Here is a 16,491-nt window from a genome sequence, read left to right as displayed (position 1 = left end):
CCTTTTGACTCAGGCAGGAAGGATGGTGGTACGCGTCTGCGCAACATCCTGGGTGGGGGGATTGATTGCAGCATTGACCGCCAACATGTTGAGGACGGTGGTGGAGGTGTAGCAAATGGCATCCAGGGCCGCTTGCCCCGCGAGGGAAAAGCCCTCGGTGGCCGCGACCACGTTGGTCAAACGTAGTGGCTTGCAGATTTCCGGAAGGCAGGGCACGACATTCAACGCCACCGTCGTACCGCTTTGACCAATGGAGGCCGGGATCGCCACCCCGAGGTGGCCCAGGCCGTAGATGAACGTGGCGATCACACCGATATCGTCCTTGTTTTCAGGCATGCGTTTCCATTGGGCGAGGAAGACCCCGTCCAGCACCAGGCCGAGCCAGGTGTAGATCCACAGCGTGCGCCCGGCGCCATCGGCGGTCGCGCATCCCGGCGAGCCGGCGGACAGGATCCACGGGCAACTGCACAGTTGCGCCGACACCTCCAGCATGTACGCGACATAGCCAATGACCGGCGGCGGCGCCGACTCCGGTGGCATCCCGTCACCCAAGGCCGTCAGTGCCCCATAGAAGAAGTACGAAATGGACCCAAGCAAACCGGTGACCAGCGCCATCTCCTTGGGCAGGAAGCCGGTCCACGGATCATCGGTCACCCGGTTGCGAGCCCGCCCGGACACCGAACTCAAACCAGTAGCGGCCAGCAGCCGTTGCGCGTTGAGACTGGTTTTGAATTGAGCAACGCTGGCACTGTCCGGGAAGGGTGCAGCGCTTTTCAGCGCCTTGAACAGAATCGTGCCAGGCACCGCCAGCACCAGTGCCACCAGATCCAGCGTGGTCAGCTTCGAGCCGTTGGTGACCAGCCGGTAGAGGTCACTGACAAACGGAATGTTCCACTCGGCATTGAGCAGGCCCTTGATACTGGTGACAAAGCTCTGTACCAGTTGCAGCATGGCGTCGACCACCAACTGAACACCGGACAGGATCGCCTGGAGCACCCCTTCGACCACGCTCATCAGCGCCGCCAGCAACTTGTGGAAAATCTGGTCGGGGTTGCTTCCCAGGTCCTTGATGTAGGTGAGCGCTTGGGCAAAGGCCTGGGACGACTCGGTGAAATCCACCAGACTTGAGAGCTTGGCGATGAAGTCACTGAGCGGATCTCCCAACTCGTTGGCCAGAAGGAAGGTGCCTTGGGACGACGACGCGGAAGGCGCGTTGTTCACCAGTCCGTTGTAGACAATGTTGTTGGCCACCGACTTGCTGGTGGTCGGATCGTCCGGCGTATTGGCCCGTTCATAGCCGCCCAGGCTGTGGCTGCCGGCAATCGTGCTCCTGGCCTGCTCGAACCATTGTTGCAACTGCCCTTGTAACGTATTGATACCCTTGTCGACATTGCTCTGGATACCACCCGTGGCGCCTGCGAGAAAGTCGAACCCGGTGTTGATGACGTGGGCCAGCGCATCGTGGGTGCGCAAAATGTCATTCCAGTTAAACAGGAATGCCAGCCACTCATACAGCTCCTGGAAGAACACCTGGACAGCCGCGAACACCGCCTCGGCTAGATCGAAAGCCTTCTCCACCGTGTCGATAAGTGTTTCGAACAGATACGTCACGCCGTCGACGATAAAGTGGAAAGCTGCTTGAATCCCGCCCACCACTTTACTGACGACATAGTCGACCACCTGGATGATGCCCTCGGCGACCCCGCTGATGAAATCCCCGATGTCTTCCAGCCAATCGAAAAAGCCCGCCGAGACGGCGCTACTGCGCAGAGTCAGCAAGGTGCCAAGCGCCGAATCCGCCGACAGGTCGGTAAATACCAGCCCGCCGTTTTTCACTGACAGCTGCCAATGCTGCTCCGGCATGGCCGCGAGGTTGAGCGCCTGATGGGCGCCGTTTTCGGTGTGCAGCGCAACTCCCGCCCTGGGCCTGCGGGCATCCAGATAAGGGGTCCCGACCTGTGCCAGAAGAAACGCCGGGGCTGCCAGGTTCATGCTGCGAGATACGGCTTCGGCCACCGCATTGGCGGTGTCCGGTTTACGGTACTGATCCGTCAACAAGGGCTTGCCGTTTGCCAGCTTGGCATTCATCAACTCGCTGCCGGTGGTCTTGCTCAACGAATCCTGCACATCGGCATTCTGGCGAATCTCGATGGACTCGCCCGGCGACATCAGGCTCGGCACATTGATCAGCACCGACGGGATTGCCAGCGCGCCAGTCTGCTGGGCGATGGACAAGACCCCGGCACTGTTGGTCAGCACCCGGATGGGGCGCCGGGGCGTAACGTAATACACACTGCCGTTGATCGACAGGCGCGAGGCTTCGGCTGTCCAGACTTGGACAGGTGTTTCCACCAGCGGTGTTCCTAACTGGCTGAACAACGCCACATCGGTGCTGTACGAAGGGAAATCCTCGATGCTGCCACTGGCCTGAATCTCCAGCGCGGCGATTTCCCAGTTGGTGCTCTGGCTGTCCCTCGTAAGATGCGTCACGGTGTTTTGCTGCGCCTTGAGGGCAAACACCTCCAGGCCATCCTCATCCAGCGTTGCGCAAAACGACTGGACGCCCTTGTACACGGGCGCCGGTGGTAGCCAGCCGGCGGTGGCCTGGCTGGATTGCACGGTGTGATGCAGCGTGTTGTCCGCCCCCAGCAACAGGCCATTAAGCAACGGGCGGGAGGGCAGCAAGGAGACCTGCTTGAAGGACGCACCGATACTCACCTGTGCCCAACTGAACGGTTGCGCGCCGCCACCGACCAAGGTGTAGGCGTTGCCATCGGCAAGGATCGCCAGGACCTGGGTGTTGCCCGCTGAGTCCGTCGTGGCGGCCACGTCGAGACTGCGAAAGTTCGCGGCAATCTTTGGCCGAACCAGCTGCCCGGAGCTGATCACGTACTGCAAGATGACTGTGTCGTAGACGCTGAAGGCCACGTTGGCGTCGGCATTGCCGGTCCAGACCGCGTTCAGGGTCTGAAGCTGCAAGGTCGTGCGGTTGAGCGCAACAGGCGCATTGGCGTCCCAGACCCCCCAACTGAGGTTGTAGATGATACCGACACTGCCGACGGCCTCGACCAGCACACCGATGTACAGCTTGTTGCCAATCTGCGCCGTGGAAATTTTCGCAATGCGCTGGGCCTTGGACGGCAGCGGCACATCAATCATTTTTGCCGGCGACCAGCGACTCTTCGATTGCGGCTGTTCGACGGTGTACAACAGGTTGGTGCCCTGGGCGACGAACAACACGATATTGCCCGACGGTGTCAGCCCTGTCGCAATCACCTCGCCGGCCAGTCCCGTCTGAGTGGAAGAGCTGGCGGTTTCGCTGGCGGGGTCGGGGTAGATATTCCAGACCAGCGTATCGGTACCGCTGGTAAACAGCTCCACGTCGCCGTTCCCGTTCATGATCGCCGACGCCGAGCTGCCACCGTGAACGGCACTGGCGATGCGATAGTTCTGCATGAATCTGGATTCAGGAACGACCGTAACGGCCGTTTGAGACGATGAGATTGACGATAATCTGTCCATGATTGCTCCAGTGATTGATCCATCGCTGGAGATAGTAGTAAGCATCAGAAATTACGTAATATCATTTTGGAATGACCCGTATGTCGATCCTTGCCGGCCTTCTCGGTCCTGCACGGCCAGGACGTGAGTGCTCGCACATGGCCTTTACGTGGTTCGCACCGAGGCATGAAGGTTAACCGTCGGTCGAGAAAGATCATGACAGGGGCCTCTCCAAAATCTCGTGATCTAGTATCAATGCAAGTTCGGCTGGAGATCGCTCCATGTCACTGGATAAAGAACGAAAATCTGAGCGCCGCAAGGAGACCCGGCTGTTCGTCTTTCTCGTCGCCTGCCTCTTTCCGTTGCTGTCAGTCGCTATCGTCGGCAGTTACGGTTTCATCATCTGGTTTTCCCAAATGCTCTACGGGCCACCCAGCTGACAGCACCTCTCCTGAAGTTTCCTGGAGCCAGCGCATGGACGAAGCTCTGCATATCGCCAGCCTGGTAGTACTTGCCCGGCCTGAATATTTTGACGCGGTTAAAGCAAACCTGCGCCTGTTGGACGGCCTGGAGTTGCATCAGGAAAGTGCTGCCGGAAAACTGGTGGTGGTACTTGAGGCCACACACGAAAACCAGATCCTGCAACGGATCGAACAGATCAACAGCATGCCGGGCGTACTCAACGCCGCGTTGATCTATCACGAACTCCTCGACCCCGCAGGAGATATCGAATGAGCATGACGCGCCGCGAGTTCACCAAGGCCCAGGCCGCCGCTATTGCAGCCGCCGCTGCCGGCCTGCCGTTTTTTACCACCGCCAGTAACCTGGTGACTGAAGCGGACATGGTCACCCTGGACTGGAACAAGGCGCCGTGCCGTTTCTGCGGCACCGGTTGCAGCGTGATGGTCGCAACCAGGGATAACCGGGTGGTCGCCACCCATGGCGACGTCAAGGCAGAGGTCAATCGCGGGCTGAACTGCGTGAAAGGCTATTTTCTTTCAAAGATCATGTATGGCGTCGATCGCCTGACCCAACCGCTTTTACGCATGACGAATGGCCAGTACGACAAGCAGGGCGAATTCCAGCCAATCAGCTGGGAGAAGGCCTTCGACATCATGGAAGTGAAATTCAAGGAAGCCTTGAAGAGCAAAGGTCCCGAATCGGTAGGCATGTTCGGCTCGGGGCAATGGACCGTGTGGGAAGGCTATGCCGCCAACAAGCTGATGAAGGGCGGTTTTCGCAGTAACAACATCGACCCCAACGCCCGGCACTGCATGGCCTCGGCGGTGATGGGCTTCATGCGAACCTTTGGCATGGATGAGCCTATGGGGTGCTACGACGACATCGAAGCCACCGACGCCTTCGTGCTCTGGGGCTCGAACATGGCTGAGATGCACCCGGTGCTCTGGAGCAGGGTCACCGACCGGCGCCTGAGCCAGCCTCACGTGAAAGTGGCGGTGCTGTCCACCTTCGAGCACCGCAGTTTCGAGCTGGCCGACATCCCCATGGTGTTCAAGCCGCAAACCGACCTGATGATCCTCAACTACATCGCCAATCACATCATTGAAAGCGGCGCGGTGAACCAGGACTTCATCACTAAACACACCCGGTTCGCCAAAGGCGCTGACGACATCGGCTACGGCCTGCGCCCTGACGACCCACGGGAAATGAAGGCAAAAAATGCCGGCAAGGCCAACACCTGGACTGATATTTCCTTCGAGCAGTATGCCGCCTTCGTCAAGCCTTACACCCTGGAGCGAACCGCCAGGGAAACCGGAGTTCCAGCTGAACGGCTCAAGGCCCTGGCCGAGCTGTATGCCGACCCCAAGCGCAAGATCGTGTCGTTCTGGACCATGGGGTTCAACCAGCACACCCGCGGCGTCTGGGCCAACAACCTGATCTACAACATCCACCTGCTCACGGGCAAGATCAGCGAGCCGGGCAACAGCCCTTTCTCGTTGACCGGACAGCCGTCGGCCTGTGGAACGGCGCGCGAGGTCGGGACGTTCTCCCACCGGTTGCCCGCCGATCTGGTCGTGACCAACCCCAAGCACCGCGCCATCGCCGAAAAAATCTGGAAACTGCCCGCTGGCACCATTCAGGAGAAGCCTGGTTTTCACGCGGTAGAACAGAGCCGCATGCTCAAGGACGGCGTGCTCAACGTTTACTGGACCCTGGCCAGTAACAATATGCACGCTGGGCCAAACATCATGCAGGAGGTCCTGCCGGGTTGGCGCAACCCGGATAACTTCGTGATTGTCTCCGATGTCTACCCCACCGTTTCTGCTCAAGCCGCCGACCTGATCCTGCCCAGCGCCATGTGGGTGGAAAAGGAAGGCGCCTTTGGCAACGCCGAACGGCGTACGCAATTCTGGCATCAGTTGGTGACCGCGCCGGGAGACGCCAAGTCGGACCTGTGGCAATTGCTGGAGTTTTCCAAGCGTTTCACCACCGATGAAACCTGGCCCGCCGAGTTACTGGCCAAGGCGCCTGAGCACAAGGGCAAGACCCTGTTCGAGGTGCTGTACAAGAATGGCCAGGTCGACCAGTTCCCGGTCGAGCAAATGGAAGCCGGATACAAAAACGATGAAGCCCAAGCCTTTGGCTTCTACCTGCAAAAAGGCTTGTTCGAAGAGTACGCCCAGTTCGGTCGCGGCCATGGTCATGACCTTGCCACATTCGATCGCTACCACAGCGAACGGGGTCTGCGCTGGCCGGTGGTCGACGGCAAGGAAACCCGCTGGCGTTACCGCGAGGGGCTGGACCCCTACGTGGAGAAAGGCAGCGAGGTGCAGTTCTACGGCTACCCCGACAAGAAGGCGATCATCTTCGCCCTCCCCTACGAGCCGTCAGCCGAAGCCCCGGATGCCGACTATCCGTTCTGGCTGAGCACCGGGCGCGTCCTCGAACACTGGCACACCGGCACCATGACCCAACGCGTCGAGGAACTGTACAAAGCGGTGCCGGACGCGCTGGTCTACATGCACCCCGAAGATGCCAAGGCATTGAAGGCACGGCGAGGCAGTGAAGTGAAATTGATCAGCCGGCGCGGTGAAATCCGTGCGCGCATCGAAACCCGCGGGCGTAACAAACCCCCTCAAGGGCTGGTATTTGTGCCGTTTTTCGATGCCAATAAGTTGATCAACAAGGTCACGCTCGATGCCACCGACCCGATATCCAAGCAAACCGACTACAAAAAATGCGCGATACGAATTGAGTTGGTCAGCGTGGCCTGAGGAGAATCGTCATGCCTTTTCGAATCCTGCCGTTGCTCCTGCTCGCCGCGATTGGCGTGGTGATCGCTGCAGAAATCGACTACCCCCTCGATGCGTCCGGGCCGGATGGGCGCCGACCCGGCGGCACCTTGACTCAAAGCATGCCGGCCCCGCCCATTGCCAACGATGAAAACAAGGACCTGAAGCGCGAACGCAATTACCCGGACCAGCCTCCCACCATCCCCCACAGCATTCGCGGTTATCAGATCGACAAAAACGGCAACAAATGCCTTTCCTGTCACAGCCGTGCCAACAGCGCGCGGAGCCAGGCGACGATGATCAGCATCACCCACTACATGGACCGCGACGGCCAGGCGCTGGCGGCGGTTTCACCGCGTCGGTACTTCTGTAACCAATGCCACGTGACGCAAAAAGACGTGCAACCCCTGGTGGGCAACAGCTTCGAGACCATCGACAAAATACTGCAGGACGACGCCAACGCTGCGCAGAAACCCTGAGGAGGCAACATGAAAGCACTGTTCGCCCTGCTTAAGGATTACTGGGGCATCCTGTGTCGTCCGAGCATCTACTACAGCCTGGGCTTTCTAACGCTTGGGGGGTTTGTTGCCGGGATCATTTTCTGGGGCGGATTCAATACCGCGCTTGAGCTGAGCAATACCGAGAAATTCTGCATCTCCTGTCATGAGATGCGGGACAACGTATTCGTCGAGTTGAAAGACACGATCCACTACACCAACCGTTCCGGCGTGCGCGCCAGTTGCCCAGACTGCCACGTCCCCCACGAATGGCCCCATAAAATTGCGCGCAAGATGCAGGCTTCGAAGGAGGTGTGGGGCAAAATTTTCGGCACCATTGATACGCGCGACAAATTTCTTACCCTGCGTCGCGAACTGGCCGAACATGAGTGGGCCAGGCTCAAGGCCAACGACTCTCGCGAGTGCCGCAACTGCCACAACTTCGACTTCATGGACTTCACCCGCCAGAGCAAGCGCGCCGCGGCCATGCACTCGACGTCTCTGGCCAGCGGTGAGGCCACCTGCATCGACTGCCACAAGGGCATCGCTCACAAGCTGCCGGATATGAGCGGAGTGAAAGGCTGGTAACACCTGTCTGCGCGGCTGATCTGGCCAGGAGTGGACGACGCGGGTTAGGTCCGCCCGGCGTATTCGGTCAGAAGCGGTAGCGTCACCACAAACTCGCTTCCTTTACCGTCCCCCTCGCTCATGCCGGTCACAGTGCCACCATGAGCTTCGACCAGCTCCCGAACTACGGTCAACCCAATACCCAAGCCGGCCCCGTTGAAACCTATGGCGTGTGCGTCTTGAACATAAGGGTCAAAAATAAAAGGGAGTGCTTTAGCCGTAACGCCGATTCCATTGTCGGAAATACTTATCCTCAAAACGTCGGTCTCTACGGTTACAGACAGCTTGATTCTGCCGTTGGCTGGCGTGTATTTGGCCGCATTGGCCAGAAGATTGTGGAGAATCTGAGCGAGGCGTCCTGGGTCACCATTCACCATCAAGACGCCATCGGGAAGATGGGCGTCGAAATGCTGCTTTTGCGCAACCATCACAGGGCCACACGCATCAATAGCGCCACTCAGGATTTGCATCATGTCGACATCGCAGCGATTGATTCGCAACTTGCCAGTGCTGACGCGGGAAACATCGAGCAGATCGTCGACCAACTGTGAAATATGCTGTACCTGGCTCTCGATCAACTCACGCATCCGCGGCAGTTGATCGCTAGGCAGTCGTACCATACGTTCTGCAATCATGCTGATGGGTGTTAGTGGGTTTCGCAGCTCATGGGCCACCATCGCAAGTATGCTTTTCTGCTGGTTCAGCGCACGCTCGGCAGTAGCCTGAAGGTCTTGAGCGCTGAGCGCAGCGATGACCAGTTGCGCGTTTGCCTCGCGTAGCTCCTGGTACAAACGCTGCTCCTCCATGCGAGGGGGTGTTACCGCGTCTGATTGCGCCAGGAGCATTGCCAGCACCAACTGCTGATTGGCCTCGATCACTTGCTCGACCTGCTGGGTATCCACCAGCCGACTGCTGGCGTCGCTCAACTGTTTCTGCAGGGCTGCCAATATGGCGCGTGCTTCAACAGTTTTTTGGCCAAGCAGAAAGAGTTCGTGAGCGGCATTGGCCACCTCACTCCCATTCTTGTCGTCGACTTTACTCATGCGTCAGGCTCAAACAATTTATCTCCTGTGCGTACCGCCCCTGAACTCCGTTTTGTTGGTCGACCACCGAGCAGGCCCTCCTGATCCGGCAGCATCTCGCCGACCTGTAGGCCATTATCGTCGATGTGATACTGGCGCAACTCATCGGAGTGGGCGCTGGCGCGCACCTTAACCACGGCCATGATCCGCAACAAGCGGCTCTGTACTTCAATATAGCGCTGGACGATGATCGCGTCGGTGAGAAACGCTGTGCCGTAAGGACTAAAACGCAGGTCGGTGTAGCGGTCTTCCAGCTCCGAGGTCATCAACACGCTGACCCCGGCACGGGTCAACGCGGTGACCATGCGCGACAGCGACTCACGGAAGTCTTCACGGAAGGTTGGCGCCAACGCCAGCTCAAAGCCCGACAGCGAGTCGATCACCACACGGGTAGCTTTCAGTCGACCGATCTCGCTAATCAGCAAGTGGACGATTTCGTCAATGGATAAGTCCGGTGCCCGGCTATCCACCAAGCCTACCTGGCCGCTCTTGATCAAATTGGCCAACGTGGTGTTTTGCGAGTGGTTGGGGCGTTGTTCGAATACCGCGATCACACCGGTTTCGCCATTGCGCGCGCCTTCAGCCAGGAAGGTCGCCGCCAGAATACTTTTGCCTGAACCCGACGGGCCGGCCACCAGCAACGAATAACCTCTAGGCAGGCCGCCGCCGAGCATCTCGTCAACCTTCGGCACGCCTATGCTCAGGCGATTGATCGGGAACTTCAGCGGCGTTTCAATCGGGCTGAGTACTGCGGGTGCAAAAACCTTGATCCCGGAAGTTGCAATGCGAAAGGTGTGCAGGCCAGGCAATGTCGGCTGGCCACGCATTTTCATGATTTCCATCTTGCGCACCATCGAGTTGCGCTCAACACTCTGACGCAGCCAGATCAGGCCGTCGGCCACGGTAAAAATCGGGTTCGTATCGGTTTCGGTGAAGTATTCACCAATCAGGAAGGTCGTCGCCTGCCAGGAAGTCATCAACATGCCCAACTGCTGAACGAACTGCGGCAGGTTGTTGTTGGGATTGTCCTGAGTCTGGCTGGCCAGCACTACCGAACGGAACGAATCGACAAACACCAGCGACGGAGAGTGAGCCTCCACCTCGCTGACGATACGCCGCAATACCTCGTCCAGATTCCCAGCCAGGGTGTCGTCGGCCAGGTTGATATAGCGAATCGATTGGTTGATCGCTTCGCTGTCGAAAAAGTCGAACTGCTGCTGATAACGCAACATCTTCAGCGGCGGCTCGCCGAGTACGGTAAAGAACAGCGCGGGGCGTTCAGGCGTCGCAAGGGCAAACATCATCTGATGCGCCAGGGTGGTCTTGCCGCAGCCAGGGGGGCCGGCGATCAGGTTGAACGAAAACTCCGGCAATCCTCCGCCCAGCACCTCGTCCAATCCTGGCACACCGGTGGCCAGACGGTTGATAGTCACTTTGGTGCTCATGGCGATTTTTCCTGCGAAGGGGTGTCGCTCAAAGAGGGTTCCCACACACCACGAAGCAAACGGGCGGTGAGCGAGGGCCCGATCAGCGAGGTCAGTAACTCGTAAAACGTCGTCAGCAGCACTTCACCGAAAAACAGTGCATCGACTTCGCTTTGTTCGACCAGTACGGATTTGAGGGCAACCAGATCAAGCGCGGCCTGCGCGCTGTCATAAGTGCGGGCCAGTCGGGGATGGGTAGAGGCGCACAGATGGAAACTGCGGCGATACAGCGCGACAACCCCTAGTTGGCCGATGATAGGCGTGAGTGCTGCGTCCATATCCTGCAATATCGAAATGATCGCCTCGGCGATTCTTGCAATGTCAGCGTTGGGACCAACACGGTGCGCCAGAGAAGCTACGATCTGGCGGCTCTCTTCGCTTAGCGTGGGCATGACTGCCTAATATCTGATGGACAGAGCCCGATGGTACACCCTATATCGAGTTACCGAGACGCAGTCTGACACAGCATTGCAAACATACCCGTGAATGCTGGCGTAATGGCCATGTTTGCAAGGCAGTCTGATGGTCTGCCTTGGGTAACAAGGCACCTTGCATGCCTTGTTCGCTTCTGGCACTTGCGTTTCCAGAGGAAGAAACCTTGAAACAGGCTAAACCAACGGTTGGTGGCTGGTCACACAGTGGATACCGCCACCACCGGCCGAGACTGCGTCGATGTTGATCTGCACCACATCACGGTCCGGGTAGAGTTCAGACAACAGATCAAAGGCTCTTGTATCTGCCGCCCGGTCACCAAACTCGGGCGCAATGACCGCCCCATTGATTACAAAATAATTGATGTAGCCAGCAGCAAAGTCCGGGTTGTTGTTGCTGAACGTGCTCTTGCGCGGATTGAGCGGTGGCGACACGGTATGCACCTGTAGCTTGCGGCCATCGGCATCCGTGGCATTTTTGAGAATATCCAGGTGGGCCAGCGTCACTCTGTGGTCGTATGACTCGGGGTCGTTGTCGAGGTTGGCGATCACGACGCCTGGCTTGACGAACCGGGCGTAGAAATCGACGTGGGCATCAGTGATGTCCTTGCCTTTAATGCCAGGTAGCCAAATGATTTTGCGCAAGCCCAGGCGCGCTTTCAGCTCTTGCTCGATTTCGGCCTTGCTCCAGTCGGGGTTGCGATTGGTATTGATCCAGCTGCTTTCGGTCATGATCCCGGTTCCGTGACCATCGACTTCGATACCACCGCCCTCGCCCACCAACTCGCTGCGCAGATAACGGGCATCCACGGTGCTGGCAACCAAAGCGGCCAACTGCGCATCCTCACTATGCTGCTGTTTGTTGCCCCAACCGTTGAAGTTGAAATCCACGGCGCCGAGCCCACCTTCCCCATCGATGACAAAGTTGGCCCCGATATCGCGCATCCATATGTCGTCGAGTTCGGTGGTGACGTAGGTGATGTTAGCCGTACCGCAGTGCTCTTTGGCCAGATCCTGCTCACTCTCGCGACAGAACACGGTCACCGGCTCATAGCCGGCGATGGTGCGAGCGATCAGGCCAATGGTCTCTTGCACGTGGGGAGTAAAATCCTCCCAGATGGCCTCCTGTGCGCCAAACGCGACAAAGGCCCGCTGGTGTTTGTCACCCTCATCCGGCATGCGCCAACGGCCTTGGGTGGCTGCTTGCACGTGCAAGGGCGTCAGGCCAAGCCCGATGGACGCTGCTGCGCCCAAACTGGTAACGACCGAGACCTGCTTAATGAACTCGCGACGAGTCGACATGTATTGTTCCCTGAATGTTTGTTGCTATTACATGGTTTGCGAAGGCTGGCTGTCTGGACAGCGGCCCGCATTCATTTCGCGGTGGCAATCGGCATCAACCCTCCAATAGCCAGGCAGGCTGTTGCTGGGTGATGCAATGCACACCGCCGCCGCCATGCGCCAGATGATTGATCCGCACCGGCACCACCTCACGGTCCGGGAAGGCCTGACTCAACACTTTGGCAGCCGCCTGGTCGGCATCAATGCCATAGGCCGGCATGATGATGGCGTCGTTGGCGATATAGAAGTTGGTGTAGGAGGCACAGAACACTTCAGCGTCGGTGTCCACGGCCTCGGAGGCTTCATACAACTCGATCAGGTCAAACTGTCGGCCCCGGGAATCAGTGGCCAGTTCGAGCGCGCGACGGTTTTCCCGTATAACTTCGGCATACACCGAACTCTTGTCGTGGGTGGCGTCCACCAGCAAAACGCCAGGGCGCGCGAACGCGCACACACCATCGACATGACCGTCAGTCATATCGCCGGTCACATAGTCCGGATCGCCCGGCAGCCAGATTGTTTTCTTCACGCCCAGAAGACGCGTAAAAACTTCCTCCATCTCAGCCTTGTTCATGCCCGGGTTGCGATTGGGGTTTAGCAATACCGACTCGGTGGTGATCAGCGTGCCCTCGCCGTCGACATGAATGGCGCCGCCTTCGTTACTCAAGGGTGTGCCAAAGCACTGTACGCTCAGGTGGTTGAGTGCGCGGCGTGCCAGGCTTTCATCCAAGTCATGCGCCGACTTGCCGCCCCACGCATTGAAACGCCAACTCACACCGGCCAAGCCTTGTTTCGGGTGGCAGACGAAGCTCGGGCCGGAGTCACGGCACCAACTGTCGTTCACCGCCAACTCGATCAGTTCGATGTTGGCTCCACATAACGCTTTGGCGCTCGCGACAGCAGAGGGGTCGACAACCATTTTCACCGGTTCGAAACGGGCAATGGCGTTGGCCACGCGAGCGAAGTCCTCTTGCACCAGCGCCAATGTCACGCCCCAACCCGACTCCCAAAGAGCCTTGTTATGCGGCCAAACCATCCAGGTCGCGGCGTGCCTGACCCACTCTGCCGGCATCCACCAACCACTGTTTTGAATTTCATTCTGCTGCATGACATGCTGCATGATAAAAAGCCCTTTAAGTTAAGTCATTGTGTTCAATGAAAACTGCCTTGGCGGTCTTGGCATGCATGCTACGGCTGTAAATCCAGGGGAACAAACGATGGATTTTGCAGAAAAATGATTAGGAGAACTTATCAATATGCTCAAGCACTGGCCACCGCTCGGCACCCTTCGCGGCTTTGAAGCCGCCGCCCGGCTGGGCAGTTTCCACAAGGCCGCCGCCGAGTTGCACCTCACCCAGTCGGCCATCAGTCAGCAGATCCGCAGCCTTGAGGCGTACCTTGAACAACCCTTGTTCTTTCGCAGTGGGCGCAGCGTCAGCCTGACCGATGCTGGTCACGACATGCTCAGCACCACCCAGGCGCTGCTACAGCAACTGGCCGTCGGCATTCGCCGCCTTGGGCAATACCAGAAACCCAACCAACTGGTCCTCAACACCACCCCGGCGTTCGCCCGTCACTGGCTACTGCCGCGTCTGGGGGATTTTCGCCGTCAGCATCCGCAAGTCGATCTCTGGATTTTCAGTACCGATGAAGTCCCGGACATGACCAGCCAGACCATCGACATTGCTGTGCGCGATGACATCAGTTCCCAAGCCGAGTGCAGCTTCAAAGTGCTGCACGCAGACCGCCTCTACCCGGCTTGTCACCCGAACCTGTTGGCGCTACCACGCGAACAGCGCACAACCCTTCACGGCGAGCGTGAAATGGACTGGAATCACTGGGCGGTGGAGGCAGGCATCGATGTCGGTCAGAAGGATCAGGGGCTGAACTTCTCCGATCCCGGCCTGCTGCTGGACGCCGCGTGCGCAGGACTCGGTATCGCCCTGGTCAGCCAATTACTGAGTTGCCAGGCGCGCTCCAACGGATTATTGCAACCCTTGGTCGAGCAAACCATTCGCGGCCCGAACTGGGCCTTGCTGACCCATCGTGACAGTGAGAGCAATGCGCAAAGCTTCAGCGAGTGGTTGCTGAGTAACCTGCAAGCCGCAAGTCAAACAACGTAGTTATTCTGGGCCGGGGCTTTTGTCCATTGCTTGTATAGAGGGCAGGTTGATGAATCCTGCGGGGATCACCACGTCAGGTCGATAGCGCAGCGCCAGCCGCTCGCCCAAACGCTATTCGTCCACGCTGATGCCCGATCCCCCTAATTCGTTGGGGACATCCTTCAGTTTGGGCAATCCATCTTTGATGCGCAGCACGGTCTCCTGATAGTGGACGTGAAGGCCTGGTGAGTACGCGAGATCCGGGATGACCGCGGCATACACGTCGATGAGCCCCATCCCCGGGTGTTCTGTGAAGATGTGCCCGCCGCAAGTCTTGCACCACTTGCGGTAACTTTGCGGTGTCTTGCTGAATGTACCGATGTTGTCAGCACCGCGAGTCACTTGCACCGCCTCGGGTTTCCACAGCGTGAAGGCATTGACCGGTCCTGCTGACCAATGCCGACACGACTCGCAATGGCAATAACCCATCGCGGCCGGTTCGCCGCTGACGGTGAACTCGACTGCGCCGCAAAAACAACTGCCCTTGTAAGACCGCTCAATGCTCATGGCATGACTCCTTGATCAATGGTCAGGCGATACCGCCGGACATGCCGTGGATCGCCTGAACGTTGTCTACCTTCACTCGTCAATATAGCGCACCGCTGTGGCCGGAGTGCGCCGCACCTGCAGGCGCGCGTAATGCCCGGTGACATCGAGCGCTGCACGCTAGACCTGGCAACTGCCATCGCGAAATGTAAGCGAGGGCACCCATCTATGCCTGCACACGGCAGAGCTTTCAATACCTGGGGGATTGTGTTCGGCATCGGTTTGGGGTTCGGTCCGATTATCGGCGCAGCTATCGTGGTGTTGTCGAGTTGGGAGTGGGTGTTCCTGATGCATGCGCCAATTGCCGTGCTCGCGCTGGTGCTGGTGATCGCCGGTGTCGATGAATCACGCGATCCGCAGCGTCGCAGGAATCGCGTGATCAGAGTAGATGAGAATGTTTATATAAAGTCGTTTTCAGATGAGGCTAAAATCCAACTACTGCATTGTCATCACAATAGTGGCCATGTGTTTTATTTTTAGAGCTTTTTTAATCTGAAACTCTCCTGCTGACCAACCAAACGCTGGCAGATCTTACGTAGCAACGCAGACCTCAAAACTGTGTCTGCGCTTTTACACAGCCTCTACCGATAGCTGCCGGTCGGGTGCGCCTAGGAAAACCGGAGCAACTCCCATCAAGTGTGCGGAATCCTGAAATGAAGCTTAAATGGCATTCGCTTATTTCAAAAAAATATTTTGAACCCCCTCAAAGTAACTATGCTTTGGTAAATTTATGAAGCTTGATACGAAACGTAGTTGACCAGTATGGTTTGATTAAACTTAACAAGGCTTTTTCTAAGAGTGATTGATCATGTGTGCACCAAACTCAATTCATCCCGATGCTAAGCGCGAACGAAATATGATCCTGGCGCATGGCACAAAAACGCAGCAAGTTGCATCTACAGTCACATGGATTGATGCGGTTGCTGGGTGCAGAACAAAAGACATGACGGGCCTTCGTCAAAGTAGTGCCCAACATTATAATGGGCGACTATTTGTTGCTGAGTATTGGCTAGGGAGTTTTTCTGATAAAACGTTAGCGCAAACTGTAGCGGTTAAGTATTCAGAGGGACCAAACAGTTGCTGGGATGTCCTCGTATGCGATGTGGAAAGTAACGGATGGTTAACTGGTCATGTCCCCCCTGAGCAGAGAGCTTGTAGCCGGATACCTTAGTGCCGAAGGTGAAGCACATGAATAGAACAAAGAAGAAAGCGCTAGATGAGGCGTTCCCGCGCAACGAGAGAGACGCCATGATGACTTTTGTCATTGAGAATCGTCCCGTGCTTGATGTACTGCATACCGCTCTTGAGTACTTTGCAAATGGGGGTGAGATAAATCGCCACTTTTTTGATAAAAAAAATCACCTCGTCGGCGGCCATGAGCAGGTGCAAATACTAATGCATCTTGCGGTCGAGAACGGGCTGGATCTTGAGCAGGGAGCCAGCTTGAGTGAAGTTGTTATAAAATTGCCTGATATGGGGCTAAGCCTCAGAGTTAACTGTGATGTTGATGTAGACAGTGACCTGGACAGCCTGGATAGTGAGCGACCTGAACAGCCTGCATGGTGA

General features: G+C 57.5%; 14 protein-coding genes and 1 pseudogene. 8 read left to right on the top strand and 7 right to left on the bottom strand.

The window, feature by feature from the left end:
- Positions 1-9: 9 nt before the first annotated feature.
- Positions 10-3,456, bottom strand: a complete 3,447-nt coding sequence (locus tag ACZRKZ_RS17695; RefSeq protein WP_463982267.1) for a PLL family lectin — start codon at positions 3,454-3,456, stop codon at positions 10-12.
- A 326-nt stretch (positions 3,457-3,782) separates the two neighbouring features.
- On the opposite strand from ACZRKZ_RS17695, the gene napE reads away from it, so the two are divergent.
- From napE to ACZRKZ_RS17670, 5 genes are read left to right on the top strand one after another with little or no spacing between them, the layout of a single operon-like run.
- Positions 3,783-3,941: a periplasmic nitrate reductase, NapE protein gene (gene napE / locus ACZRKZ_RS17690; protein ID WP_133103414.1), complete on the top strand. Its 159-nt coding sequence runs from the start codon at positions 3,783-3,785 to the stop codon at positions 3,939-3,941.
- Between the two features lie 34 nt (positions 3,942-3,975).
- Positions 3,976-4,236: a chaperone NapD gene (locus tag ACZRKZ_RS17685; protein WP_133103415.1), complete on the top strand. Its 261-nt coding sequence runs from the start codon at positions 3,976-3,978 to the stop codon at positions 4,234-4,236.
- Positions 4,233-6,737, top strand: a complete 2,505-nt coding sequence (gene napA / locus ACZRKZ_RS17680) for a nitrate reductase catalytic subunit NapA (protein WP_463982266.1) — start codon at positions 4,233-4,235, stop codon at positions 6,735-6,737. The genes ACZRKZ_RS17685 and napA overlap by 4 nt, the downstream gene beginning before the upstream one ends.
- A gap of 11 nt (positions 6,738-6,748) precedes the next feature.
- Positions 6,749-7,234: a nitrate reductase cytochrome c-type subunit gene (locus tag ACZRKZ_RS17675; RefSeq protein WP_133103417.1), complete on the top strand. Its 486-nt coding sequence runs from the start codon at positions 6,749-6,751 to the stop codon at positions 7,232-7,234.
- 9 nt (positions 7,235-7,243) lie between these two features.
- Positions 7,244-7,840 carry a cytochrome c3 family protein gene (locus ACZRKZ_RS17670; protein WP_133103418.1) on the top strand — a complete coding sequence of 199 codons (597 nt, stop codon included), beginning with the start codon at positions 7,244-7,246 and terminating at the stop codon, positions 7,838-7,840.
- Positions 7,841-7,884: 44 nt separating this feature from the next.
- On the opposite strand, the gene ACZRKZ_RS17665 is transcribed toward ACZRKZ_RS17670, so the two are convergent.
- The 5 genes from ACZRKZ_RS17665 to ACZRKZ_RS17645 all read right to left on the bottom strand — a co-directional run bounded on the left by ACZRKZ_RS17665 (position 7,885) and on the right by ACZRKZ_RS17645 (position 13,325).
- A complete protein-coding gene (locus ACZRKZ_RS17665) occupies positions 7,885-8,922 on the bottom strand; it encodes a sensor histidine kinase (RefSeq protein ID WP_463982265.1) in 1,038 nt (345 codons plus the stop codon).
- Positions 8,919-10,406, bottom strand: coding sequence for an ATPase domain-containing protein (locus tag ACZRKZ_RS17660; protein ID WP_463982264.1), 1,488 nt, complete (start codon positions 10,404-10,406; stop codon positions 8,919-8,921). The genes ACZRKZ_RS17665 and ACZRKZ_RS17660 overlap by 4 nt, the downstream gene beginning before the upstream one ends.
- Positions 10,403-10,837, bottom strand: a complete 435-nt coding sequence (locus ACZRKZ_RS17655) for a hypothetical protein (protein ID WP_463982263.1) — start codon at positions 10,835-10,837, stop codon at positions 10,403-10,405. Before ACZRKZ_RS17655 ends, ACZRKZ_RS17660 begins: the two co-directional genes overlap by 4 nt.
- A gap of 216 nt (positions 10,838-11,053) precedes the next feature.
- Entirely contained in the window at positions 11,054-12,178 is a 1,125-nt protein-coding gene (locus tag ACZRKZ_RS17650) for an agmatine deiminase family protein (RefSeq protein ID WP_463982262.1), read from the bottom strand.
- Between the two features lie 94 nt (positions 12,179-12,272).
- Positions 12,273-13,325, bottom strand: a complete 1,053-nt coding sequence (locus ACZRKZ_RS17645) for an agmatine deiminase family protein (protein WP_463982261.1) — start codon at positions 13,323-13,325, stop codon at positions 12,273-12,275.
- Between the two features lie 148 nt (positions 13,326-13,473).
- Here ACZRKZ_RS17645 and ACZRKZ_RS17640 point away from each other — a divergent pair, with 148 nt between their 5' ends.
- Positions 13,474-14,340 carry a LysR substrate-binding domain-containing protein gene (locus ACZRKZ_RS17640; RefSeq protein WP_463982260.1) on the top strand — a complete coding sequence of 289 codons (867 nt, stop codon included), beginning with the start codon at positions 13,474-13,476 and terminating at the stop codon, positions 14,338-14,340.
- A 111-nt stretch (positions 14,341-14,451) separates the two neighbouring features.
- Here ACZRKZ_RS17640 and ACZRKZ_RS17635 read toward each other — a convergent pair whose 3' ends face one another.
- A complete protein-coding gene (locus ACZRKZ_RS17635; RefSeq protein WP_463982259.1) occupies positions 14,452-14,886 on the bottom strand; it encodes a GFA family protein in 435 nt (144 codons plus the stop codon).
- A 210-nt stretch (positions 14,887-15,096) separates the two neighbouring features.
- Between ACZRKZ_RS17635 and ACZRKZ_RS17630 the strand changes: the two are divergent.
- Positions 15,097-15,312: pseudogene (locus tag ACZRKZ_RS17630) on the top strand (MFS transporter); the annotation flags it as partial.
- A gap of 801 nt (positions 15,313-16,113) precedes the next feature.
- Positions 16,114-16,491: a hypothetical protein gene (locus ACZRKZ_RS17625; protein ID WP_463982258.1), complete on the top strand. Its 378-nt coding sequence runs from the start codon at positions 16,114-16,116 to the stop codon at positions 16,489-16,491.

The organism is Pseudomonas sp. c313, assembly GCF_055407145.1.
Note: the sequence above shows the minus strand (reverse complement) of the source record. Positions and strands in the feature narration are given on the sequence as shown.